A 25,463-nucleotide genomic window follows, 5' to 3' on the forward strand; every position below is an offset into this window, starting at 1 on the left:
ACCGATTGCCCGCAATAAGACCTTGATCTAGGACAATATGTCCCACCTTTGCACTGTACTGGTTCACGCCAAGTCCTTATCATTGCGCCGCCTCCTCCCACATACACATCCGACGTCAGCAGGTAATGATGATGCCCGCGTCCTTTGGCCGTGCTTTCTTGCAAAACTTTCTGGGTCAGGCTCCTGCCTGGTACAAATACACCATCATAGGCTTTCTGGTGATCAACCCTCTGATCGCCTTGACGCTTGGGCCGGTAGCTGCCGGCTGGCTACTGCTGGGCGAATTCATCTTCACTCTGGCCATGGCGCTGAAGTGCTACCCGCTGCAACCGGGCGGCCTGCTGGCCATTGAGGCGGTTCTGATTGGCCTGACCTCCGCAGATACCGTACTGCACAAGGTAGAAAGCAATCTGGAAGTGATGCTGCTGCTGATCTTCATGGTGGCGGGGATTTTCTTCCTCAAAGACCTGCTGCTGTTCATGTTCACCCGCATTTTGCTCGGCGTGAAATCCAAGGTGCGACTGAGCCTGCTGTTCTGTATCGCTGCCGCCCTGCTATCCGCCTTCCTTGATGCCTTGACCGTCACCGCGGTTGTGATTGCGGTTTGCACTGGCTTCTATGGCATTTACCACAAGGTGGCCTCCGGAAAAACGTTCCAGCAAAAGCATGACCACGGCGACGATACCGCTGTTGAAGACCTGCACCGTGAAGATCTGCGTCGTTTTCGCTCTTTCCTGCGCAGCCTGCTGATGCACGCGGCCGTGGGCACCGCACTCGGGGGCGTCTGCACCCTGGTGGGCGAGCCTCAGAACTTGCTGATCGCCAACAAGGCGGGCTGGGAATTCGGTGAATTCTTCCTGCGCATGGCACCGATCACCATCCCGGTACTGTTCATCGGGCTGCTGACCTGTGTGTTCCTGGAAATCAGTGGCAGCTTTGGCTACGGCGAGGATATCCCGGAGAAAGTCCGGGGCATCATGCGCCAGTACGCGCTGGAGCAAGACCGCAAGCGCACCCCGCAGAACCGCGCCGCCCTGGTCATTCAGGCACTCACCGCGGTATGGCTGGTCATTGGCCTGGCAACCCACGCCGCGTCCGTCGGCCTGGTGGGCCTCACCGTGATCATTCTGGCTACCTCCTTCACCGGCATTATCGAAGAACACCGCCTTGGCGCGGCGTTTGAGGAAGCGCTGCCCTTTACCGCCCTGCTCACCGTATTCTTTGCGGTGGTGGCGGTCATTGCCGACCAGCAGCTGTTCGCCCCTGTGATCGAATACGTGCTGAGCCTGGAGAAGTCGGTGCAAGGGCCCGCGTTCTACATGGCCAACGGCATCCTCTCTGCCGTCTCGGATAACGTCTTCGTGGCAACGGTGTACGTGGATGAAGTTGGTCAGGCTCTGCTGAAGGGCGAAATCAACCGCGATACCTTTGACTTGCTGGCGGTGGCTATCAATACCGGCACCAACATCCCTTCCGTGGCAACCCCCAACGGACAGGCAGCCTTCCTGTTCCTGCTGACCTCCGCCTTGGCCCCGTTGGTGCGCCTGTCCTACGGCCGCATGGTCGTCATGGCCCTGCCCTACACCATCGTCATGTCCATCACCGGCCTGATCATGACCGCTACCGTGCTGGAGCCCGCCACTGACGCCATGTACGAGAGAGGCTGGATCACGCACCACTCTGCCAGCGAGTACACTGAGACGCCGGAGCAAGGTCACTAAGACAAACGCGGCACGCAAACACTGGGGCGCGATTGATCCCGGATACAAAGAGGCCGCCCCCGGATGTTCCGGGGGCGGCCTCTTTATGTTCAGTATACGCGGGGTTAAAACAGCCGCTTTTCGCTGCTATTGCGCCACGGGCGCGCCTAGTGCAGCTCGCCCTTCTCCAATTTCTCCCAGAGCGTCGGCTCACCGTTGCTGCTGCCAATGGCACTGATTTTGTCGTTATGGCGGGAGACCTCCGACTCGGAAGCGCGCACCACTTTCAGGGCTTCCCGGCCACCTTGCAGACGCCGAATGGCTTCCGCGACCGCAGCGCCGCCCTGATCTGAAGCATCACTTCCGCCAAGAGACAGTCGTGTCTGGCCACCGGTCATGGCCAGATACACATCGGCGAGAATCTCGGCATCCAGCAAGGCACCGTGCAATTCCCGGTGGCCGTTTTCCACATCGTAACGACGGCAGAGAGCATCCAGATTGTTCTTCTGACCCGGATGCTTCTGACGTGCCATGACCAGGGTATCGAGCACACCACAGCGCTGCTCGATGGTGCCGTAAGCGGCACCCAGACGCTTCAACTCATGGTTGAGAAAGCCCACATCAAAGGGCGCGTTGTGAATTACCAGCTCTGCCCCATCCACAAAGGCAAGAAACTGGTCCACAACCTTGTCGAAGGTGGGCTTGTCTGCCAGAAACTCGGTCGAAATACCGTGTACAGCCAGCGCCCCTTCATCAATGTCTCGTTCTGGGTTCAGATAAAGGTGCAGGTTGTTGCCGGTTATCCTGCGGTTGATCACTTCCACACAACCAATCTCGATAACCCGATGGCCATCATTGGGCTCAAGACCCGTCGTTTCGGTATCCAGTACCACCTGACGCATTAGGCGATCCCTTTCTGTTTATTCATTTCATCAATACCCTTGTTGGCCAGTGCATCTGCCCGTTCGTTCTCAGGGTGGCCGCTATGCCCCTTCACCCACTGCCAGTCAATTTCATGGGGCTGGACGGCGGCATCCAGACGTTGCCACAGGTCCACATTCTTGACCGGTTGCTTCGAGGCTGTTTTCCAGCCCCGTTTCTTCCAGTTGGGCATCCACTGGGTCACACCATCCATCACATAGCGAGAATCCGTGGTCAACACCACCTGGCATGGCTGGCGAAGCGCCTCAAGGCCGGCGATAGCTGCCATCAATTCCATGCGATTATTGGTGGTCTCTGGCTCACCACCGTGCATTTCTTTTTCCTTGTCGCCGTAGCGAAGCACCACCCCCCAGCCACCCGGCCCGGGATTCCCACGACAAGCGCCGTCAGTAAACATGGCGACTTTCTTTACTTGCTTCAAAAATTCACGACTCCCGATTCTGTTGACCCCAACGAGCCACCGGCACAGGCACCACGGTATTGCGTGGCACCCGGCTCTGCCGGGACGGCAGCGGCCGTATCACCCCGGCGCGTTTACGCGCGACCAGCAAATAGGTGCTGCCATGGCGAGGCCAGAGCATGCTGCCCAGCCATTCGAGCAACCGCAAGCGCTGCCGACCCTGCTGGCGAAAGGGCATAGTATAGAAGCCGCTGGCCATGCCATCGACCTCAAATCCCAGCACCTGCAACCAATCTGTGACGCGGTTGGGGCGATAGAACCGCCCGGACCAACCCGGTCGGCCCCGCCAATAGAACCAGCGCGCCAACCCCATCATGCTCACGGGATGAAAACCGACAATAGCCACTTGCCCTCCCGGGGCAATAGAACGACAGGCCTCCCGCAGTACCTGGTGAGGATCGCGCGCAAAATCGAGTACATGGTGCAACATCACCACATCCACGCTGCTTTTGGCCAATGGCAGGGAGTCCAGCCGGCTCTGTACAGTGACTCCAGGGAATCCCATGGGCCCCACCGACATTTTCCAGCGCAACGGGGACTCGCGCAGCAAGTCCTGCTCGCGGGAGGAGTAGATAGCGACAGCCCGCTGGCCAACCTGCCTGCGCATCCAGTCGGCGAGCATGGTACGCTCTGCCTCCAGCAAGGCCTGCCCGGGCTCGCTGTCCAGCCAGGCATCGAAGTGCTTTTCCAGATCATTGTTACCGGCACTGAACGAGTTACGGTTGAGTGGTGGCAGCTGCATCAGCACAATACCTCTATATCCAAGGCGTATTTCAGGAGCGTAACACGACATGTTACCCAGCCCCATTGCCCTGCCCGCTTTTAGTGACAATTACATCTGGACGATCTGCCACGAAGGCACATGCGTGGTGGTTGATCCCGGCGATGCCGCTCCGGTTGAGCGGTTTCTGGCAGAAAAAGGCCTCACCCTGAGCGCCATTCTGGTGACACATCATCACCCTGATCATGTGGCTGGTATTGCCGCGCTTACCCGCGACCGGGATATCCCTGTGTACGGACCGGCCGGGGAAACCATCCCCTGCATGACGAATCCGCTTGGCGAAGGCCAGTCGATTACCCTCGATTCACTGGGAATATCCCTGCGGGTCATGGAAATCCCCGGTCACACGCTGGGCCATATCGCCTATTATGACGCCGAGAACAGCTGGCTGTTCTGTGGTGATACCCTGTTTGCCGGCGGCTGCGGCAGGCTATTTGAGGGAACCCCGTCACAAATGTACAGCTCACTGCAGCGGCTGGCCGAACTCCCTGAACAGACCCTGGTCTACTGCACCCATGAATACACACTGGCCAACCTGAAGTTTGCCGTAGCCGTCACCCCGGACGATCAGCGGGTCCAGGCCAGGCTGGCGGCAGTCATTTCAGCTCGGGAGAACGATCAGATCACCCTGCCAACCACGGTGGCAGAAGAACGCCGCACCAACCCGTTCCTGAGGGTCGGGGAAGCGTCGGTTCAGGCAGCCTGCGAAGCCCGTGATCCGGGCGCCTCAGATAACAATGTGCAATGCTTTGCATCCTTGCGTCGCTGGAAAGATAACTTCTAGCTTTTTCAGCTTGCTGGCCACGGATCCTATTCTCTAAACTAAACGAAAATAATTGCTGTACTTATTGATATGAAAAGACTTTTTACCGTGGCCGTTTTGGTCAGCATGGGCATCATGTCCGGCTGTGCCTCACACCACTCAGTGGACGAACTCCCCCCCATGCAGGCTGCGGACCCTTCTGTAGATGACATGGATCTGGCCAATGGCATGGACGAACCGGCCCCGGTTGAAGTTGACTCGGTAGCCTCTATCGACAACGAGGACCTTTGGGTCCGGCTCCGCGCCGGTTACGGCCTGGACCTGTCGGTGGAGAACGACCGTATCCGGGTCCAGCGGGACTGGTATGCTCGTCACCCCAAGTATTTCGAGCGCGTGACTACCCGTTCAGAGCGTTACCTTCACTACATCGTCGAGCAGGCTGAAGCCCGCAACATGCCGCTGGAACTGGCTTTACTCCCCGTCGTTGAAAGTGCCTTTGACCCCTTCGCTTATTCTCATGGCCGCGCCGCAGGTCCCTGGCAGTTCATCCCCTCTACCGGTGATTACTTCGGCCTCCACCGTACCTGGTGGGAAGATCAACGCCGTGACGTGATCAAATCCACCAATGCCGCCCTGGATTACCTGCAAAAACTGGCGAACCGCTTCGACGGAGACTGGCTGCTGGCCTTGGCGTCCTACAATGCTGGTGGTGGCACCGTTTCTCGTGCCATACGCAAGAATGAAGAAGCGGGCAAGCCGACCGATTTCTGGAGCCTGAAACTCCCGCGCGAAACCAAAGCCTACGTTCCCAAGCTAATCGCCATTGCCCAGATTGTTCAGGACCCGGATAAATACGATATCCCTCTTCAGCCGATTCGCAACGAGCCCTATTTTGCCGAAGTGGATACGGGGGGTCAGATAGACCTGGCCCAGGCTGCCAAACTGGCTGACATTTCCATCGAAGAGCTGTATCTGCTGAACCCGTCATATAATCGCTGGGCAACCTCCCCGGATGGCCCGCACCGCCTGCTGGTGCCCGCTGACCGTGCTGAGCGTTTCAGCCTTGCCCTGGCTGAGCTACCGGTGGATCAACGCATGCAGTGGGCTCGCTATGAGATTCGTCCCGGTGACAACCTGGGCGCCATTGCCCGCCGCAACCGCACCACCCCGGAGGTGCTGCGCAGCATCAATCATCTCAAGAACAACACCATTATCGCTGGCCGCACCCTGCTGATCCCGGGTCCGGCTGCCGGTAGTGACAGCTACACCCTGAGTGCTGACTCCCGCCTTGCCGACAACCAGAATCGTCAACGCGATGGCCGCCAGAAGATCGACCATACGGTTCGCTCCGGCGATACCCTCTGGGAGATTTCCCGTCAGTACAAGGTGGGGGTCAAGGAACTTGCCCGATGGAACAATATGGCCCCCGGCGACAAACTCAGTATTGGCCAAACCCTGGCGGTGTGGAGCAAAGGCACTGGCACCACCACGGTGGCGAGCCGCGGCGACAACAACATGGTTCGTCAGGTTCGCTATTCCGTACGTAACGGAGATTCCTTGTATGCCATTGCAGACCGCTTTAATGTATCGGTGAACGACATCCGTAGCTGGAACAGCAAGGTTGCCAGCAAACGATACATTCAACCCGGGCAACGGCTGACACTTTACGTTGATATTCGCCAATCCTACTAAAACGTTTTTTGCCTCCCTTTTCTGCCTGTGCTTCAGCCTCACTTCGCTGGCACAGGCGGAAGAGCCCAACATCACCCGCAGCCACGGCTATCACCCTTTTGGTGACCTGAAATACCCTGCTGGCTTCCCGCATTTTGATTATGTGAATCCGAATGCCCCCAAGGGCGGCACCATCACCCTGTTCGGTAGTGGCACCTTCGACAGCCTGAATCCCTATATTCTCAAAGGCATCAGCCCGGCCGACACACCGGGCATACAAATGTATGGCGTCACCGAAATTGCTGACAGCCTGCTGATGGGCAGCCAGCCACATAATCCGCTCGGAGATGAAGCTGGCGCCGCCTACGGACTGATTGCGGACTGGATTGAATACCCTGAAGACCGTAGCTGGTGCATCTTCCATATTCGCGACAAAGCCCGCTTCCACGACGGAGAGGCCATCCGCGCCGATGACGTGGTATTTTCTTTCAATATCCTTCGCGATAAAGGGCATCCTGAATACAGCTTACGGCTTTCCGATGTGAAAGCCGTTGAGGCGCTGGATGCGCAAACAGTGAAATTCACGTTTATAGAAGGTCGCCGGGACCTCCCTCTGGTAGTCGGAGCCATTCCGATCCTGCCCAGTCATTATTGGCAAACCCACGACTTCGAACGCACTACCCTGGAACCCCCTGTCTCCAGCGGCCCCTACCGGGTCACCGATATCAAGGGCGGTAAACAGGTTACCTTTGAGCGGGTGAAAGATTACTGGGCGAAAGACTTGCCCGTGAATCTCGGTCGGCATAACTTCGACAAGGTGGTATTCGAATTTTATCGGGACGCCGATGTAGGTTTTGAAGCCTTCAAATCCGGCGGATACGATCTCCACTACACCTACAGCTCCAAACGCTGGGCAACCCAATTCGATTTTGCCGCCCTTAAAGATGGCCGGGTAAAGCGTGAGGAGATTGCCCACAAGGTGCCCAGGCCCGTTCAGGCGTTCTTCTTCAATACCCGGCATGCGCCCTTCGACGATCCGCGCGTTCGTGAAGCCGCCAGCCTCTTGTTTGACTTCGAATGGTCTAACCGCAATCTGTTTGCCGATGCCTACACACGGACCGTGAGCTGGTTTCCCAATAGCCCTTTCACCGCCCCGGTGCCTGCCAGTGAAGCTGAACAATCCCTGCTCAAGGACTTCACCAAACAGCTGCCAGAACAGTATTTCTCGGCCAGCATCACTCCACCGGTTAACGACGGAACCGGGCAGATCCGTAACCGTATGCGTGAGGCGCTTGCCCTGCTGAAAGAAAGTGGTTGGCAGCTAAAGAACAATGTTCTGGTCAACAAACAGGGCCAGCCCCTGAAATTTACCGTACTCAATTACCATAACCCGGGCATATATCGGATCCTTGCACCCTGGTTCAAGAACCTGAAGCGACTAGGTATTGAAGCGGATTATCGCGAAGTGGATCCCGCCGCCTACAAGCAAAAACTGGATAATTTCGAATACGATGTGGTGCTGTTTGTGCTACCCATGCGAGATTACCCCGGGCCGGAACTGAAGGATTATTTCCTTTCCTCGAGCGCCACAATTCCTGGCAGCCGAAACCTGGCGGGCATTAGTGATCCGGTGGTGGATTTTCTCGTCGGTGAGGCACTGTCAGCATCTAGCGAAGCGGACTATACACTTGCCCTGCAGGCCCTGGATCGTCGGTTACGCTACCAGCATTACGGGGTACTGAATTATCATATCCGCCATCACAGGGTTGCCTGGTGGGACAAGTTCGCCCGTCCAGCGGAACCAATCCCCTACGGGTTGGGTCTGGACACTTGGTGGATGAAAAAATAACAAGGAGTCGATATGGCCTTTCACGGCGCCATTCACACACGAATGATGCGTGGGCTGTTCATTGGTCTGTGCCTTTGCACGGGCCTGGCAGATGCCGGAGTCAACAAGAGTCACGCCATCGCCATGCATGGCGAGCCACTCTATACCGCTGACTTTACCCATTTCCGTTATACCAATCCCAACGCTCCCAAGGGCGGCAGCCTGAAACTGCAGGTGGTTGGCAGTTTCGATACGCTCAACCCGTTCGTTGCCAAGGGCCGACCTGCTGTGGGCATGGGTGCTACGGATAACTCTTATCTGTACGACTCCCTCACCCTTCGCGGCGAGGACGAACCTTTTACGCAATACGGACTGCTGGCGAAAACCATTGAGTGGCCCGACGATCGCAGCTGGGTTCGTTACCATCTGAATGAGAAAGCCCGATTTTCCGATGGCGAACCGGTTCAGGCTGATGATGTCGCCTGGACCTTTAACACCCTGATCAAGGAAGGGCGCCCGTTCTATAGCTTTTACTATGGGGAAGTCGAGCGGGTTGAAATTAACGACCCGCTCACCGTCACTTTCCATTTCACCAGGAACAGCATCAACAAGGAGCTGCCTCTGATCATTGGCCAGCTTCCGATACTTCCCAAACACGTGTGGGACGGCAAGGAATTTGCCAAGGCAGGCATGACCATGCCGGTGGGGTCTGGCCCCTACCGCATTCTCAAAGCGGATCCGGGCAAGCAAATCGTTTACCAGCTCCGTGACGATTACTGGGCAAAAGATTTGCCGGTAATGAAGGGCCGCAACAATTTTGGCACCATCAGCTACGATTATTTTCTAGATGAAAAAGCCGCCTTGATCGCATTCAAGGGCGGTAACTACGACTGGAGAAGCGAAACCAATTCCAAGGAGTGGGCAACCGCCTACAAAGGTCCAGCCTTCGAAAGTGGCAAAATCAAGACGGAAGTGGTGACCCACCAGAACCCAGCGGGCGCACAAGGATTCCTTTTTAACATCCGCAAACCGCTATTCCAGGACATGGTTCTGCGTAAAGCCATCGGCTATGCCTTCGATTTTGAATGGTCCAATGCCAATCTTTTCTACGGTCAGTACAAGCGTACCCGCAGCTACTTTGAGAATTCCGAGATGGCAGCCACAGGGCTGCCCTCGAAGGCCGAACTTGCCTTGCTGGCGCCCTTCCGGGATCAGCTTCCCGAGGAGGTTTTTACCCGCGAATACCAGCCTCCCAAAAGTGACGGTACCGGCCGTCCCCGTGAAAACCTTCGCGAAGCCCAGCGCATGCTCAAGGAAGCGGGCTACCAATTCCGTGACAGCAACCTGTTTACCCGCGATGGCAAGCCGGTGAAATTCGAGATCATGCTGATTTCACCTGCATTTGAGCGTGTTGTTTTGCCCTTCACGCGCAATCTTAAAGCGCTGGGTATCAATGCCAATGTGGTCACTCTGGACTCGGCCCAATACATCGAACGCCTGCGGAACTTTGAGTTCGACATGATGGTAGGAAGCATGGGCCAGTCCAGCTCGCCGGGTAATGAACAGAAAGAATACTGGAGCTCTGAAGCCGCCGACCGGCCTAACAGCCGCAACCTGATCGGCATCAAGAACCCGGTAGTAGACGCCCTGGTGGACAAAATTATTGCTGCCCCGGATCGAGACGCGCTGATCGTTGCCTGCCGGGCACTGGATCGCGTGCTGCAGTGGAACTACTACAGCGTGCTCAACTGGTATACCGATACCTACCGGATTGCCTATCAATCCCGCCTTGAGCACCCACAGTTCGGGCGCTACGTGGACCCGGGCACCGCCCTTGATACCTGGTGGGACAGCACCGCGAAATGAAACTCTACATAGGCAAACGCCTGTTACTGGTACTGCCGACCCTGTTTGGCATTCTACTGCTCAATTTTGTGGTTATTCAGGCCGCCCCCGGCGGCCCTGTGGAGAAGACACTGGCTGAACTCCAGGGCATCGGCACGGGCGGTGCAGGCAGTAGCTTTGCCGGCAGCAGTGCCGACACCATGAGTACCAGCAATTATCAGAATGCCAGAGGGTTGCCGCCGGAACTGGTAGAGCGCATCGAGAAAATGTACGGCTTTGACAAGCCTGCCCATGAGCGATTCTGGCTGATGGTGAAAAACTACTTCACCGGAAATTTCGGCGAATCCTACTATCGAGATCGTTCTGTCACAGAGTTGATTCTTGAGCGCCTCCCGGTCTCCATCTCTCTTGGCCTTTGGAGCACTCTGATTGCTTATCTGGTGTCGATCCCCCTGGGTATCCGCAAAGCGGTAAATGATGGCTCCCGTTTTGATATCTGGAGCAGCACCGCCATCATCATCGGCTTTGCCATCCCCAGCTTTCTGCTCGGGCTTTTGTTGATTGTGGTGTTTTCCGGAGGCTCATATTTTGAGTGGTTTCCGCTTCGAGGCCTCACCTCAGACAACTTTGAAGAACTGAGCATGCTGGGCAAGATTGGCGATTATCTGTGGCACATCACCCTGCCCACTATCGCCATTGTCGCTGGAAACTTCGCAGCCCTCACCATGTTGACCAAGAACTCGTTCATGGATGAGATCCGCAAGCAATATGTTCAAACCGCCCGGGCAAAAGGGCTGGCAGAAAAACAGGTTCTCTATGGGCACGTCTTCCGTAATGCCATGTTGATCATCATCGCGGGATTCCCTGCCGCGTTTATCAGCATGTTCTTTACCGGTGTTCTGCTGATCGAATTCATCTTTTCCCTGGACGGGCTTGGCTTACTCGGTTTTGAGGCTGTCATCAGTCGGGATTATCCTGTGGTGTTTGGCACCCTGTTTATCTTCACGCTGTTGAGCCTGGTGATGAAACTGGTCAGTGACCTCACTTATATGTGGGTGGACCCGCGCATCGACTTCGAACGGAGGGATCATTAATGGGATCCCCGCTTCGTAAACTGCTCGACAGGAATCCACTCAAGAACAACCCGGTCTGGGCTCGACAATGGCGTGCCTTCCGCAGCAATCGCCGCGGTTATTGGTCACTGTGGATATTCCTGGCTCTGTTCGGGCTCAGCCTCGGTGCTGAGCTGGTCGCCAACGAAAAGCCCCTGCTGCTCAGTTATGACGGTAATCTGTATGTCCCCGTGATTACCAGCTATCCGGAGACGACCTTTGGTGGCTTCTTCGAATCCGAAGCCAATTACCGGGATCCCGTTGTAGCCGAACTGATCAACGATAAAGGCTGGATGATCTGGCCGCCGATTCGTTTCAGCTACAACACCATCAATTATGATCTGGAAGTACCCGCCCCTGCGCCCCCCTCTCCGGAAAATTGGCTGGGTACCGATGACCAGGGCCGCGATATCCTGGCTGGCCTGATCTATGGCTTCCGAATTTCCGTTTTGTTCGGGCTCATGCTTACCGTGCTCTCCAGTATTGTCGGGATTATCGTCGGAGCGATGCAGGGCTATTACGGTGGCAAACTGGATCTGTTTGGGCAACGCTTCATCGAAATCTGGTCAAGCATGCCAACCCTGTTCCTGATCATCATCATTTCCAGCTTTGTCATCCCCAGTTTCTGGACTCTGCTGGTGATCATGCTGCTGTTTTCCTGGATGACGCTGGTGGATCTGGTACGCGCCGAATTTCTGCGCGGCCGCAACATGGATTATGTGCGGTCCGCCAGGGCTATGGGGGTCAAGGCTCCCATGATCATGTTCCGCCACATGCTACCGAATGCCATGGTGGCCACCCTCACCTTCCTGCCCTTTATCCTCAATAGCGCAGTGGTCACCCTCACCTCTCTGGATTTTATTGGCTTCGGGCTGCCGCCGGATGCGCCTTCTCTTGGTCGTCTGGTTGGCCAGGGCAAGGCGAACCTGCATGCGCCCTGGATTGGGATCAGTGTGTTCGCCACCCTGACTATCATGCTTACCCTGCTGGTGTATATCGGTGAGGCAATCCGTGATGCTTTTGACACGAGGAAGTTCCTGCAATGAGTCTGCTCAGTATTCGCGGGCTGACCATTCGCTTTGGTGAGCAAACCGCTGTCGACAACATGGAGTTGCAACTGGATGCCGGTCGCATGTTGGCTCTGGTGGGTGAATCCGGATCCGGTAAATCGCTGACGGCACTGTCGCTGCTGGATCTGTTACCGGAGGCGGCGCATTGGTCTGCAGAACATATGACGCTGGCCGATCAAGACTTGTTGCGGCTGGATCACAAGCAGAAGCGCACCCTTCGGGGCGGGCGTATCGGAATGATCTTTCAGGAGCCTCTCACCGCGCTCAACCCGCTGCACACGGTAGAAAAACAGATCAGCGAGAGCCTGTTTGTGCACCAGGGTATGAGCCAGGGCAAAGCCCGCGAGCGCTGTCTGGAACTGCTGGAGCAGGTTGAACTGCCAGCCACTGAAGACATGCTGCGCCGTTACCCCCACCAGCTCAGTGGTGGCCAGAGGCAGCGGGTCATGATCGCCATGGCCCTGGCCAACAATCCGGAAATCCTGATTGCGGATGAGCCCACTACCGCGCTGGACGTGACGGTGCAGGAGACCATCCTCAAACTGATCAAGCGGCTGCAAACCGAGCTGGGCCTGTCTATCCTGCTGATCAGCCACGATCTGGGTGTGGTGAGCCGGTTTGCCGATGACATCATCGTCATGCACAAAGGCAAACCGGTGGAGGCCGGCCCCACCCATGAGGTATTGGCCAATCCGAAGGAAGACTACACCCGGCACCTGCTCAGCTCCGAGCCCAGCGGTCGCATGTCGCCGATTGCCAAGGACAGCCCGATCCTTCTTCAAGCCAGTGAAATCGAGGTTGCTTTCAAAGGCAAGCGTGCCCAGCTGTTTCAGCCAGCACCCGTATTCCGGGCAGTGGATAACATCAGCCTTTCCCTGCGCAAGGGAGAAACCCTTGGCATCGTTGGCGAATCCGGCTCGGGTAAATCCACTCTGGCGCTGGCTCTGCTGCGCCTGATCGGAAGCAAAGGCATTATCTCCCTGGACGGGCAGACGCTGCATGATCTCAGCCAGGGCCAATTGCGCCCGTGGCGCAGGCGCATGCAGGTTGTCTTTCAGGACCCCTTTGGCAGCCTCAATCCACGCATGACAATTGGGCAGATCATTGCTGAAGGTCTTGCCGTTCACGAACCTTCCATGGCCAGGGAGAAACGCGAGGAACGGGTCTCCGAGCTGCTTCGGGAAGTGGACCTTCCTCCCGAGACCCGACATCGCTACCCCCATGAATTTTCCGGTGGGCAGCGCCAGCGGATTGCCATTGCCAGGGCCCTGATCCTGAACCCTGACCTATTGATTCTGGACGAACCCACTTCGGCTTTGGACCGTAGCGTACAGTTCCAGATACTGGAGCTATTGAAATCGCTGCAGCAGCGCCATGGCCTGAGCTACCTGTTCATCAGCCATGACCTCAAGGTGATTCGTGCCATTTGTCACCGGGTGATGGTCATGAAAGACGGCAAAGTCGTTGAAGAAGGCGATGTACAAGCTATCTTTGATGCTCCGGCCAAGGCCTATACCCAACGGCTGATTGCCGCGGCGTTTGCCTGAATGCTGGCGGCAAAGAGCACAGAATCAGGAAACACACCGTTGCATTTCAATCAGGCCCGGATCACGTCACGGACGGCGAAATTGCCTATACTTGGCCGCAAAAGACCCTGACCAGACTCACCGGGAAACCATTACACGATTTGAGGGAAAATCATGGGATTTCTTGCAGGTAAACGCTATCTGATCGTTGGTATCGCCAGCGACCGTTCCATCGCCACCGGTATTGCCGAAGCCATGCACCGCGAAGGTGCCGAGCTGGCCTTTACCTACCAGAACGACAAGCTGAAGAGCCGCGTGGAAAAAGCCGCAGTGCGTTATGGAAGCAGTGCGGAGTTCTGCTTTCCCTGTGATGTGGTCAATGATGACGAGATCAAAGCAGTGTTCGCAGGGTTGAGCCAGAAATGGGACGGCCTCGACGGCATCATCCACGCCGTGGGCTTTGCCCCGGCCCATGAGCTGGATGGCAACTTCGTTGACGTGGCCACCCGTGAAGGCTTCAAGATTGCCCACGACATCTCCAGCTACAGCTTTGTGGCTCTGGCCCAGGCAGGCCATGAAATGATGAAAGGCCGCAATGCAGCCCTGCTGACGCTCAGCTACCATGCTGCCCGCCAGTCGGTGCCCAACTACAATGTCATGGGTCTCGCCAAGGCCAGCCTGGAAGCTTCCGTGCGCTACCTGGCGGCCAGCATGGGCCCGGAAGGTATCCGCGTTAACGGTATTTCTGCCGGCCCGATCCGTACCCTGGCGGCCTCCGGCATCAAGAAATTCCGCTCCATGCTGGATTACAACGCCGCCAAGGCACCGCTTCGTCGTAACGTCACCATCGAAGAGGTGGGCAACACCGCGGCCTTCCTGTGCTCTGATCTGGCCTCCGGGATCACCGGTGAGATCACCTACGTGGATGCCGGTGCCAGCACCGTATCCATGCCCTTCGAGCTGGAAGCCGAATAACTGGATCGTCGGGAGCCGTGGCATAAGCCGCTCTTCCCATACAAATAAAAGAAAGCCCGCCAGGGAGCACCCGGCGGGCTTTTTTTGTGGCACTGGTTCGGCATCTGGCTAACGACGCTACGTATTTACGACGCTCAGCACAGCCCCCAAGCAGAGGCTGAGCTTGCAGAGAATGATTCCCATAATAAAAAAGCCCACCAATTGGTGGGCTTTTTTCAACCGGGTTTGGGCAACGCCAGTGTTACTGGGCGTCATCCGCATTCGGGCTGAGACGTGACGGGAACAGTTCCACATCACCTTCTTCACGCAACATGGCAAGCACCTGACGGAAATTACGCTGCCCTTCCACATTGCTCAGCTCACCCAGAGCAGCCATTTGCTGTGCAGCACTGAGCGCTTCAACATTACCGTCTTCAACACGGGTCAGCTGATAAGCAACGAGAGAGCCATTGCCGGTGCGAATCATTGCAACGGCAGAGGACTCACCCTCAGCAGGACGAGGCAGAGCGAAAACACCGTTAACCACTTCCATGGAGGGCTCTGCGCCACCGCGCTGTAATCCGTCCTGCTCTTCTACTTCGGTATCAAACAAGTCAGCCAGAGCCTCAAGATCAGCGCCTTCAGCAATCTTGGCTTCTGCTTCAGCGAACAGGCTCTGCACCTTGTCAGCAGCCATGTCCCCTTTCAGTCGCTCACGAATGACGAAGGTGACTTCTTCAAGTGGCAGAGGCTCGGCAGGCTTTTCTTCGGCAATGCGAACAGCAAGATACTGGCCGGGGTTCACCTCAATCAGTTCACTGTTGTGTCCATCACGACGAACCTCATCTGTGCTGAGTGCCTGCTGGACCTGCGGATTTGCCAACGGCGCTGGCAGGGAGGAAAGCGGGACCCAGTCAGTGGTCTGAACCTGAGCATTCACTTCTTCAGCCGGGGTTTGAAGATCCCCATGCTCATAAAGCAGCTCTTCGAGAGCCGCTACATCATCGGCCAACATGGCTTCTGCACGGGCTTGCTTGAGATCCGCACGGATCTGGCCAGCCATCTGCTCCAACGGAGGCATATCGCGCTTCTCTGCCACATCAGTCACTTTGATCAAGTGAACGCCCGCGTCACTGACCACAGGCTCGGACACCACGTTGGGCTCAAGACTGGCAATAGCTGTCTCCATCTCTTCGGGAAGGGCTCCCTTTGAGACTACACCCAGATCACCACCAGAATTAGCAGAACCAGGATCATCGGAATACTCAGCAGCAGCATCCGCAAAGCTCATGCCCGCAGCAATGGCAGACGCAGCTTCGGTTGCACGCTGCTTGGCCGCGTTCAGATCACGATCACCACCCACCTCGATCAGAATGTGCGACACATGGCGAGCAGTGTTGGCTGTGGAATCTTCCATGATGGATTTGCGAACCTGGTACTCTGCCGCTACGTCTTCGTCACTGACGGTAACTTTGTCGGCATAGTCCGCTGTCGCCAATTCCACATAGGCAATACGAAACTCTTCAGGACGCATGAATTCATCCTGATTATCGTTGTAGAAAGACCGGACTTCTTCATCGGTGACAGTGAAGCTATTGCGCAACTCATTCAGGTCCAGCTGGGCATAACGGATGTCACGAACCTGCTCGCCGAGACGACGTTGCTCTTCGAGTTCGGCGGGCAAAGCAAAATCCGTTGCCATGAAACCTGAACGGTACTGCTCCTTGATCAAGTCCTGACGCAAGCCTCTCAGGTAACTCTGTGGAGTCATGCCTCGAGCACGCAGCTCTCGCTCAAAACGATCATTGGAAAACTTGCCATCTTCCTGGAACAGGGGCTGGCTTTGGATCATCGGGTTGAGCTGTGAAATGCTGTAAACCATGCCGGCATTCTCTGCGGCACTGAGGATCAACTGCTCATTAACCAGACCATCCAGCACCATTTCCGGGCGCACAAACGAATCCAGCATGGCGGGATTCATGTTCGGGCTTTGCTGACGCAGCATGTCCCGGACCCGTTCGACACGCTGATTGACAGCACCACGGGTGATGGAATTGCCTTCCACCTCCGCAACAGTATCTGCAGAACTGCTGCCGGAGAAATAGTCCAGGAACGGAACGGCGACAAATGGGATGACGATTGCGGCAAGCAACAACTTGCCAACGGGACCGCGGATAAACCGTCGGAACTCCTGCATGACTCTACTCCGTCAGGACATTCTCAAATAATTTTATTCTTGAGGGTCATCTTGGGGATGCCCCTTGAAACTGAAAAAAGCGCATCCGCGAACGGGTGCGCTTTCTCAAACTGGCGGAGCGGACGGGACTCGAACCCGCGACCCCCGGCGTGACAGGCCGGTATTCTAACCAGCTGAACTACCGCTCCTGCAATCAGTTTAGTTTACCGCGTCTTTCAGCGCCTTGCCGGCCTTGAAGCCCGGTACCTTGGCAGCTTTGATCTGGATGGTCTGGCCAGTCTGCGGGTTACGACCTTCACGAGCGGCACGCTCTTTAACAGCGAAAGTACCGAAACCTACCAGAGAAACGCTATCGCCGTTTTTCAGGGCGCCAGTTACCGCTTCCAAAGTAGCGTCCAAAGCGCGACCTGCGTCTGCTTTGGAAATGTCCGCGCTAGCGGCAATCGCATCAATCAACTCTGACTTATTCACAAAGTTCCCCTTTCTGTTTTTTCCCGGTTTTATGGTCGAGGCGGATGCACTCTCCTAAGCGAAGCCGACTTTATACCAATGGGTATAGGGGGCGTCAAGGAAGGAAAAATGCAATCTCACCCAAGTTTAAAAAGTTGAAAAACCAAACAGATCAATACGTTAAATTACTTTAAATATGATCCATCAGTGTGTACTGGGTCGTTTGTTACCTTCCTGGTTTTTCTCTTCTGAAAGCGCTAAATCCTCGTCCTGCTCCGCCTGGGAGAGCGGGCTGGGCTGATGAGTCAACGCTACATCAAGCACCTGGTCAATCCATTTTACCGGTTTGATATCCAGGGATGCCTTGATATTCTCAGGAATCTCTTTCAGATCCCTTTCATTTTCTTCCGGAATCAATACCGTCTTGATTCCGCCGCGATGCGCCGCAAGAAGCTTCTCCTTGAGGCCACCGATGGGTAACACCTGACCACGCAGTGTGATTTCACCTGTCATGGCAACATCAGCGCGCACCGGAATACCCGTCAACACCGAGACCATTGCAGTACACATGCCAATACCGGCGCTGGGACCATCTTTCGGGGTTGCCCCCTCAGGCACATGCATGTGCAGATCATTCCGCTCCAGAGAGCGACGGCGGATACCAAGGCTACCGGCCCGGCTTTTCACCACTGTCCAGGCAGCCTGAATGGACTCCTGCATCACATCACCGAGTGAGCCGGTAGAGATTACCCGCCCCTTGCCAGGAGTGGAAACACTTTCAATGGTCAGCAGCTCTCCTCCGACGGACGTCCAGGCAAGTCCTGTTACCTGCCCAACCTGATCCTTGTCTTCAGCGCGGCCAAAGCTGAACTTGCGGACACCCAGGTAGTGCTCTACCTGATCCTCAGTCAGCTTGATGGTTTCAGTGCTACCCGCCAGCAGGTTTTCTTTCACCACCTTCCGGCAGACCTTGCTGATTTCACGTTCAAGGCCACGAACCCCTGCTTCACGGGTGTAGTGACGAACGATATAGCGCATCACCTCAACACCGATTTCCAGCTCATCCTTCTTCAGACCATTATTCTTGATCTGCTTGGGCATCAAATACTGCTGGGCGATATTGACCTTCTCATCCTCGGTGTAACCCGGGATACGGATCACTTCCATACGGTCCAGTAGCGGGCCGGGGATATTCATGGAGTTAGACGTACAGATAAACAACGTCTCTGAGAGGTTGTAGTCCACTTCAAGATAGTGGTCGCTAAAGGTGTCGTTCTGTTCCGGATCAAGCACTTCCAGCAAGGCAGAGGCTGGATCGCCACGATTATCCATACCCATCTTGTCGACTTCGTCGAGCAGGAACAGCGGGTTGCGAACACCGACTTTTGCCAGTTTCTGAATCACCTTACCCGGCATGGAGCCAATGTAGGTACGACGATGACCACGAATCTCGGCTTCATCCCGCACGCCGCCCAGCGCCATCCGCACGAACTTGCGATTGGTGGCCTTGGCGATAGACTGCCCAAGCGAGGTTTTACCCACACCCGGAGGCCCAACCAGGCACAACACCGGACCCTTCACCTTCCCTACCCGGCTTTGTACTGCCAGGAATTCCAGGATACGGTCCTTGACCTCTTCCAGACCGTAGTGGTCACTGTCCAGCACTTCCTTGGCATTAACAAGGTCATGCTTCACACGGCTGCGTTTTTTCCATGGCACCGAGGTCATCCAGTCAAGATAACCGCGCACCACCGTCGCTTCCGCGGACATGGGGGACATCATCTTGAGCTTGTTGAATTCACCCTGCGCCTTGTCACGGGCTTCCTTGGGCATGCCCACATTGTCGAGTTTCTTTTCCAGCTCATCCAGATCGTTGCCGGTCTCGTCGAGATCGCCTAGCTCCTTCTGGATCGCCTTCATCTGTTCGTTCAGATAGTACTCGCGCTGGCTCTTTTCCATCTGCTTCTTGACGCGACCACGGATGCGCTTTTCGACCTTCAGCACGTCAATGTCAGATTCCATCAGCGCAATCAGATGCTCAACGCGCTCTTGCACGTCAACCATCTCCAGCACGTCCTGCTTCTCTTCAAGCTTGAGTTGCAAATGAGCCGCGATGGTATCGGCCAGGCGGCTCACCTCATCAATGGACGACACAGATCCGGTCACTTCAGGTGCGACTTTCTTGGAGAGCTTAACGTAGTCTTCAAACTGCGAAAGCAGCGACTTGGCTAGCGCGTCCTGCTCGGACTCGCCAGGCAGACCTTCTTCCAATTCGCGAACATCGGCCACGGCGCCATCGTCACCAAACTCTGCCTTGATCAGATGCGCACGCTGACCACCCTCCACCAACACCTTGACGGTGCCATCGGGCAGTTTGAGCAGTTGAAGAATAGTGGACACTGTACCGACGCGGTAAATCTCGTCGACACCGGGATCATCATCTGAGGCATTTCGCTGGGCGACCAGCATGATTTGTTTGTCAGCTGCCATGGCAGCTTCAAGAGCCGCAATGGATTTTTCCCGCCCGACAAAAAGAGGGATCACCATGTGCGGGTACACCACCACATCACGCAGTGGTAACAGCGGAATATCTTTCAGCACGTATTGCCTCTAATAACCAGGGGTGGCGCCTTAGTCAGGCGCCACTTTGGAAGACTGTTCGCTGTTTTCATAGATCAACAGCGGATCGGATTCGCCTTTGATGGTAGGGCTGTCGATAACCACCTTCGCCACGCCATCCATGGACGGGACCTGGTACATCGTCTCCAGCAGCACGCTCTCCAGAATAGAGCGCAGGCCACGGGCACCCGTCTTGCGTTCCATGGCCTTGTTGGCCACCGCACGCAGGGCATCTTCACGGAAGTCCAGCTCTACACCTTCCATCTCGAACAGACGGCCATACTGCTTGGTCAGCGCGTTGCGCGGTTCGGTGAGGATCTGAACCAGCGCGTCCTCGCTCAGCTCTTCCAGCGTAGCAATTACCGGCAGACGACCAATGAACTCAGGGATCAGACCATACTTCACCAGATCTTCTGGCTCCACATCCACCAACAGCTCACCCAGGTTGCGGGCGTCGTCCTTGCTCTTCACTTCGGCGGAAAAGCCAATACCGCCCTTCTCGGAGCGATCCCGGATAACCTTGTCGAGACCGGCAAAGGCGCCGCCGCAGATGAACAGCATATTGGAGGTATCCACCTGCAGGAATTCCTGCTGGGGGTGCTTGCGCCCCCCCTGTGGGGGCACTGACGCAACAGTGCCTTCGATCAGTTTCAGCAAGGCCTGCTGAACGCCCTCCCCGCTCACATCACGGGTAATGGAAGGGTTGTCAGATTTGCGGGAAATCTTGTCAATTTCATCGATATAGACAATGCCGCGCTGGGCCTTCTCCACATCATAGTCACATTTTTGCAGAAGTTTCTGGATGATATTTTCAACATCCTCACCCACGTAACCCGCTTCTGTGAGCGTGGTCGCATCAGCAATGGTGAAAGGAACATTCAGCAGACGAGCAAGCGTCTCGGCCAGCAGGGTTTTACCGCTACCCGTAGGACCAATCAGCAGGATATTACTCTTGCCCAGCTCAACCTCGTCACGCCCCTTGCCACTGCTGCGCAAACGTTTGTAGTGGTTGTATACCGCAACCGCCAGAACCTTCTTGGCGCGCTCCTGACCAATGACATACTCATCAAGGGTCGCCTTGATCTCGTCAGGCTTGGGCAAACGCTCGCCACCCGTGTCGGCAGCGTCTTCCTGCACTTCTTCGCGGATGATGTCGTTACACAGATCCACGCACTCATCGCAGATAAAGACCGAGGGCCCCGCAATCAGCTTACGAACCTCATGCTGGCTTTTGCCGCAAAATGAGCAGTACAGCAGCTTGCCGTCATCGCTCTTGCCAGTGGAATCGGTCATCGAATTGCCTCTAAACCTGTGTATTGGATATCGGGTTCTCTTTGAAGATGCAGGGAGACCGGGGCTTTTTCAAGTCCGCCGGGCCTCCCAGCCCCTCCGTTAGGACACTTTTTATACGAAATGATACGAAAGAGTCTGAATTAGACCGGGCGCTGCTTCAGGACAGCGTCAATGATGCCGTATTCCTGCGCTTCATCCGCGCCCATGAAGTTGTCGCGGTCCGTGTCTCGCTCCAGGCGCTCCAGCGGCTGGCCAGTATGATGCGCCAGCAGACTGTTCAGTTGTCCCTTGATCTTGAGGATTTCCTTGGCGTGGATCTCAATGTCAGAAGCCTGGCCCTGGAAACCGCCCAACGGCTGATGGATCATCACTCGGGCGTTCGGCAGCGCGTAACGCTTGCCCGCTGCCCCCGCTGCCAGCAGGAAAGCCCCCATGCTGGCCGCCTGTCCTACACACATGGTAGAGACGTCGGGCTTGATAAACTGCATGGTGTCGTAGATAGACATGCCGGCCGTTACCGAGCCACCCGGGCTGTTGATGTACAGGTGAATATCCTTATCCGGATTTTCAGACTCAAGGAACAGCAGCTGCGCCACGATCAGATTGGCCATATGGTCTTCAACCTGGCCAACCATGAAAATCACCCGCTCTTTGAGTAGGCGGGAATAAATATCAAAGGAACGTTCACCACGGGCAGTCTGTTCAATCACCACCGGTACAAGACCCAGGTTAGTCGGGTCCTTGATCAGCTGGTTCATTTCCGGGGTCATGGACTGGATACGGCTCAAGTCGATCATGCAGCGCTTTCCTTCTCTTCGATCGTCCGCGGACGCTCTTGTTTATGTGGGTGCGTTGAGCGGTATTACGCCGCCGCTACGGCCCTCTCCTGATGCTGCTATGGGGCCCAATCAGGCGCAAAACAAGGCGTTCAGGAAAAATAAGTCTTCCCGCATCTTATGACGGCACCAGAGGGGCGTCTATAAAAGTGGGCAAGGGAGGGGTTCAAGTGCGCAATTCTTGGCCAAATTGTGCATTAATAGGTCAATTCAGGTCGAAAACGGTGAAAAAACCCGTTCAGAAAGAACAAAATCGGTCGCTATGCAGGAGGAATCACACCTTCTTTCTTACCCCGCGGGCGAAGCAGGTCCGGGGTTCGCCTTGCAGCAGCACAAAAAAAGGGGCCCGAAGGCCCCTTTTTTCTGGCTTTGAAATCCGGAATCAGGCTTCAGCCTGCTCGCGAGGTTTCACAGCGTCCTGGTAGGACATGGTCTTCTCTTCCACCTTGGCGGAAGCCAGCACCAGCTCAACGACCTGCTCTTCCAGTACAGCGCCTTCGATCTGCTGAAGCTGCTGAGGGTTACCGTACACCCAGTTCACCACTTCTTCCGGCTTCTCATACTGTTCAGCGATTTCTTCTACGCGCGCCTTCACCTTGTCAGCGTCAGCCTTGAGCTCGTTCTGATCCAGAATGGCACGGATGATGAGGCCCAAACGCACAGAACGCTGTGCCTGCTCGGTGAACAGGTCGTCCGGCAGGATGGAAGCATCAAACTGCTGACCACCACCGAACTGCTGAACCATCTGCTGACGCATGCGCTGCACTTCCTGAGTTACCAGGGCAGACGGCAGGTCAAACTGGTGCAACTCACCCAGGCCTTCCATTACCTGCTCTTTTACCTTGCCGGCAACGGCATTTTTGAGCTCACGCTCCATGTTCTTGCGAACTTCAGCTTTGAATTTGGCTTCGTCGCCATCTTCAACACCGAACGCCTTCATGAACTCAGCATCAACTTCCGGCAGCTGCTTGCCTTCAACCTTGTTGACCTTGATCTGGAAGACCACGGCCTGACCTTTCAACTCTTCAGAGTGATACTCTTCCGGGAAGGTCACATTGATATCTTTCTCTTCACCAGCCTTCATGCCCACGATGCCGTCTTCGAAGCCCGGAATCATCTGACCTGAACCCAGCTCCAGGTTCTGGCCTTGAGCGGTACCACCTTCGAACGCTTCGTCGCCCTTGATACCCTTATAGTCAATATTGACGCGGTCGCCTTCCTCAGAAGCACGATCCACTTCCACGAACTGGGCACGCTGCTGACGCAGGGTCTCGATCATGGTGTCCACGTCTTCGTCGGATACTTCAGCCACCGGCTTTTCGACAGCCACACCGTCAAACGCTGCCAGCTCAACTTCCGGATAAATCTCGAAAGTCGCAACGAATTCCAGGTCTTTTCCTGCTTCGTTGGTCTTTGCTTCAAAGCCCGGCATACCGGCCGGCTGGAGCTTTTCCTGCTCCACGGCTTCGATGAAGGCTTCTCGCATGACGTCGGCCAGCACTTCGTTACGCACGGCGCTACCGAAGCGACGCTTCACTTCACCCATGGGCACCTTGCCCGGGCGGAAACCGTCCAGACGGATATTCTTTTTGGCTTCTTGCAGTTTGCTTTCTACTGCAGAGTCCACCTTCTCCGCCGGAACACCCACCGTCAGACGGCGCTCAAGACCTGAAGTCGTTTCAACAGAAACCTGCATAACATCCTCTTTAAAAAGACTTTTTGCTGCTCGCCGTCGACATAACGCGTGACGACCTGAATTCCAAGGGCGCAGATTATAATCAAACGCGCCCCGAATGCCTACAAAACCCGGCGGCTTAGGGCCGGTATTGCGCAAGCCACATACGAAAAAGCCTCCGGGAACTCCCGGAGGCTTTTTCGGTATTGAATTATGGGGTGACTGAGGGGATTTGAACCCCCGACCACCGGAGTCACAATCCGGGGCTCTACCAACTGAGCTACAGTCACCATAAACTTGTCGCTTCCCTGCCTGGCACGCCTGGCAGGACTCGAACCTGCAACCGACGGCTTAGAAGGCCGTTGCTCTATCCGGTTGAGCTACAGGCGCATTGCAGGTTCTGCTCAATACTGATGGTCGGGGTGGAGGGATTCGAACCCCCGACATCCTGCTCCCAAAGCAGGCGCGCTACCAGGCTGCGCTACACCCCGTTTATCAGTCACGCCAACAGTGCTTGAAAGCGAGGCGCGCATAATACTCGGCACCCCGGGTAGCGTCAACGCACCCGGGAACAAAAAAATCTCTAACGCACAGATTTTAAACAACTTGTGCGGATAAGCGGCAATTAGGCCCCCACTTCTTTTGCGCCGGTAGCCCACCCGTGCGAAAATCCCGCGCCCCGACAAACCACTATCTTTACCTCAGAGAGAGACTTCATGACCGCCCAGATTCTCGATGGCAAGGCCCTGGCCCAGCAGTTCGAAGAAGAGATGCGCCAACGTGTTGAGGCCCTGAAAGCCAAGGCTGATGGCCGCACCCCCATTCTGGCCACCATCCTGGTGGGCGCTGATCCCGCCTCTGCCACCTATGTAAAGATGAAGGGTAATGCCTGTCGCCGTGTGGGCATGGAGTCGGAAGCCATCGAAATGGCCGAAAGCACGACGACGGAAGAGCTGCTGGCCAAGATCGACGAGCTGAACAACAATCCGGACGTGCATGGCATCCTGCTGCAACACCCCGTGCCTGCCCAAATTGACGAGCGGGCCTGTTTTGACGCCATCAGCCTTGAGAAGGATGTGGATGGAGTCACCTGTCTGGGTTTCGGCCGCATGAGCATGGGCGAAGCCGCCTACGGCTGCGCCACCCCCAAGGGCATCATGCGTCTGCTGGAGCATTACCAGGTAGAGATGGAAGGCAAGCACGCGGTGGTCGTGGGCCGAAGCGCCATCCTCGGCAAGCCTATGGCGATGATGCTGCTGGAAGCCAATGCCACCGTGACTATCTGCCACAGCCGCACCCGGAACCTGGCCGACCTGGTCAAACAGGCCGATATCGTTGTGGGCGCCGTGGGCAAGCCGGAGTTCATCAAGGCGGACTGGATCAAAGATGGCGCGGTGGTCGTTGATGCCGGCTACCACCCCGAGCAGTGTGGCGACATTGAGCTAGCCCCGCTGGCCGACCGCGTCGCAGCCTACACTCCCGTGCCCGGCGGTGTTGGCCCCATGACCATCAACACCCTGATCTTCCAGACACTCCAGTCCGGTGAAAAAGCCCTGGGCTAATCCCAGCTCTAGCCGAAAGCCGCGACCAGCAGATGCTGCTCGCGGCTTTTTTGTGTGCCCTCGCCAAGGCCCGGATCGCTTGCAGGCACGCTCCTGCATCCATCCATTCTGCCCTACAACAAAAAGGCCGCACCCCACACCCGGGCACGGCCTCTCTGTTCTCGGCAAACCACCACGCG

19 protein-coding genes and 4 tRNA genes are annotated in these 25,463 nt (G+C 56.1%); 10 read left to right on the top strand and 13 right to left on the bottom strand.

Annotated elements, in window-relative coordinates; translation table 11 throughout:
• The first annotated feature begins 131 nt into the window (after window positions 1–131).
• Window positions 132–1,721 carry a sodium/proton antiporter NhaB gene (gene nhaB / locus GFN93_RS12685; protein WP_153502002.1) on the top strand — a complete coding sequence of 530 codons (1,590 nt, stop codon included), beginning with the start codon at window positions 132–134 and terminating at the stop codon, window positions 1,719–1,721.
• Window positions 1,722–1,867: 146 nt separating this feature from the next.
• Here nhaB and dnaQ read toward each other — a convergent pair whose 3' ends face one another.
• The 3 genes from dnaQ to GFN93_RS12700 are packed head-to-tail and all read right to left on the bottom strand — an operon-like array spanning window position 1,868 to window position 3,844.
• Window positions 1,868–2,602 carry a DNA polymerase III subunit epsilon gene (gene dnaQ / locus GFN93_RS12690; protein ID WP_153501421.1) on the bottom strand — a complete coding sequence of 245 codons (735 nt, stop codon included), beginning with the start codon at window positions 2,600–2,602 and terminating at the stop codon, window positions 1,868–1,870.
• A complete protein-coding gene (gene rnhA / locus GFN93_RS12695; RefSeq protein ID WP_268885548.1) occupies window positions 2,602–3,063 on the bottom strand; it encodes a ribonuclease HI in 462 nt (153 codons plus the stop codon). The genes dnaQ and rnhA overlap by 1 nt, the downstream gene beginning before the upstream one ends.
• A gap of 4 nt (window positions 3,064–3,067) precedes the next feature.
• Window positions 3,068–3,844: a class I SAM-dependent methyltransferase gene (locus GFN93_RS12700; protein ID WP_153502003.1), complete on the bottom strand. Its 777-nt coding sequence runs from the start codon at window positions 3,842–3,844 to the stop codon at window positions 3,068–3,070.
• A gap of 49 nt (window positions 3,845–3,893) precedes the next feature.
• Here GFN93_RS12700 and gloB point away from each other — a divergent pair, with 49 nt between their 5' ends.
• From gloB to GFN93_RS12740, 8 genes are all read left to right on the top strand, one after another.
• Window positions 3,894–4,667 (top strand): hydroxyacylglutathione hydrolase, encoded by a 774-nt coding sequence (gene gloB / locus GFN93_RS12705; protein WP_153501423.1) that lies wholly within the window; start codon window positions 3,894–3,896, stop codon window positions 4,665–4,667.
• Between the two features lie 69 nt (window positions 4,668–4,736).
• Window positions 4,737–6,338, top strand: coding sequence for a lytic transglycosylase (locus GFN93_RS12710; protein WP_153501424.1), 1,602 nt, complete (start codon window positions 4,737–4,739; stop codon window positions 6,336–6,338).
• Entirely contained in the window at window positions 6,316–8,166 is a 1,851-nt protein-coding gene (locus GFN93_RS12715; RefSeq protein ID WP_153501425.1) for an extracellular solute-binding protein, read from the top strand. The genes GFN93_RS12710 and GFN93_RS12715 overlap by 23 nt, the downstream gene beginning before the upstream one ends.
• A 12-nt stretch (window positions 8,167–8,178) precedes the next feature.
• Complete coding sequence (locus GFN93_RS12720) at window positions 8,179–10,011, top strand: extracellular solute-binding protein (RefSeq protein WP_153501426.1); 1,833 nt, start codon at window positions 8,179–8,181, stop codon at window positions 10,009–10,011.
• Window positions 10,008–11,084, top strand: a complete 1,077-nt coding sequence (locus GFN93_RS12725) for a microcin C ABC transporter permease YejB (RefSeq protein WP_153501427.1) — start codon at window positions 10,008–10,010, stop codon at window positions 11,082–11,084. The genes GFN93_RS12720 and GFN93_RS12725 overlap by 4 nt, the downstream gene beginning before the upstream one ends.
• Window positions 11,084–12,148, top strand: a complete 1,065-nt coding sequence (locus GFN93_RS12730; RefSeq protein ID WP_194285799.1) for an ABC transporter permease — start codon at window positions 11,084–11,086, stop codon at window positions 12,146–12,148. The genes GFN93_RS12725 and GFN93_RS12730 overlap by 1 nt, the downstream gene beginning before the upstream one ends.
• Complete coding sequence (locus GFN93_RS12735) at window positions 12,145–13,719, top strand: ABC transporter ATP-binding protein (RefSeq protein ID WP_153501428.1); 1,575 nt, start codon at window positions 12,145–12,147, stop codon at window positions 13,717–13,719. Before GFN93_RS12730 ends, GFN93_RS12735 begins: the two co-directional genes overlap by 4 nt.
• Window positions 13,720–13,872: 153 nt before the next feature.
• Window positions 13,873–14,673 carry an enoyl-ACP reductase FabI gene (locus tag GFN93_RS12740; RefSeq protein ID WP_153501429.1) on the top strand — a complete coding sequence of 267 codons (801 nt, stop codon included), beginning with the start codon at window positions 13,873–13,875 and terminating at the stop codon, window positions 14,671–14,673.
• A gap of 241 nt (window positions 14,674–14,914) precedes the next feature.
• On the opposite strand, the gene GFN93_RS12745 is transcribed toward GFN93_RS12740, so the two are convergent.
• The 10 genes from GFN93_RS12745 to GFN93_RS12790 form a co-directional block, all read right to left on the bottom strand.
• Window positions 14,915–16,849: a SurA N-terminal domain-containing protein gene (locus GFN93_RS12745; RefSeq protein WP_153501430.1), complete on the bottom strand. Its 1,935-nt coding sequence runs from the start codon at window positions 16,847–16,849 to the stop codon at window positions 14,915–14,917.
• A 111-nt stretch (window positions 16,850–16,960) separates the two neighbouring features.
• Window positions 16,961–17,037, bottom strand: a tRNA-Asp gene (locus GFN93_RS12750).
• Window positions 17,038–17,047: 10 nt separating this feature from the next.
• Window positions 17,048–17,320 carry an HU family DNA-binding protein gene (locus GFN93_RS12755; protein ID WP_022986573.1) on the bottom strand — a complete coding sequence of 91 codons (273 nt, stop codon included), beginning with the start codon at window positions 17,318–17,320 and terminating at the stop codon, window positions 17,048–17,050.
• A 183-nt stretch (window positions 17,321–17,503) separates the two neighbouring features.
• Entirely contained in the window at window positions 17,504–19,900 is a 2,397-nt protein-coding gene (gene lon / locus GFN93_RS12760) for an endopeptidase La (RefSeq protein WP_328594625.1), read from the bottom strand.
• A 30-nt stretch (window positions 19,901–19,930) separates the two neighbouring features.
• Complete coding sequence (gene clpX, locus GFN93_RS12765) at window positions 19,931–21,211, bottom strand: ATP-dependent Clp protease ATP-binding subunit ClpX (protein WP_153501431.1); 1,281 nt, start codon at window positions 21,209–21,211, stop codon at window positions 19,931–19,933.
• A gap of 140 nt (window positions 21,212–21,351) precedes the next feature.
• Window positions 21,352–22,008, bottom strand: a complete 657-nt coding sequence (gene clpP, locus GFN93_RS12770; protein ID WP_328594626.1) for an ATP-dependent Clp endopeptidase proteolytic subunit ClpP — start codon at window positions 22,006–22,008, stop codon at window positions 21,352–21,354.
• A gap of 421 nt (window positions 22,009–22,429) precedes the next feature.
• Window positions 22,430–23,743: a trigger factor gene (gene tig / locus GFN93_RS12775; RefSeq protein ID WP_153501432.1), complete on the bottom strand. Its 1,314-nt coding sequence runs from the start codon at window positions 23,741–23,743 to the stop codon at window positions 22,430–22,432.
• A 193-nt stretch (window positions 23,744–23,936) separates the two neighbouring features.
• Window positions 23,937–24,012: transfer RNA gene (locus tag GFN93_RS12780), tRNA-His, on the bottom strand.
• Between the two features lie 23 nt (window positions 24,013–24,035).
• Window positions 24,036–24,112 (bottom strand) — tRNA-Arg (locus GFN93_RS12785).
• Window positions 24,113–24,136: 24 nt separating this feature from the next.
• A tRNA-Pro gene (locus GFN93_RS12790) sits at window positions 24,137–24,213 on the bottom strand.
• A gap of 225 nt (window positions 24,214–24,438) precedes the next feature.
• Here GFN93_RS12790 and folD point away from each other — a divergent pair.
• A complete protein-coding gene (gene folD, locus GFN93_RS12795) occupies window positions 24,439–25,284 on the top strand; it encodes a bifunctional methylenetetrahydrofolate dehydrogenase/methenyltetrahydrofolate cyclohydrolase FolD (protein ID WP_153501433.1) in 846 nt (281 codons plus the stop codon).
• Window positions 25,285–25,463: the final 179 nt, after the last annotated feature.

Origin of the sequence: Alcanivorax sediminis (genome assembly GCF_009601165.1) — a bacterium.
Classification (GTDB): domain Bacteria; phylum Pseudomonadota; class Gammaproteobacteria; order Pseudomonadales; family Alcanivoracaceae; genus Alcanivorax; species Alcanivorax sediminis.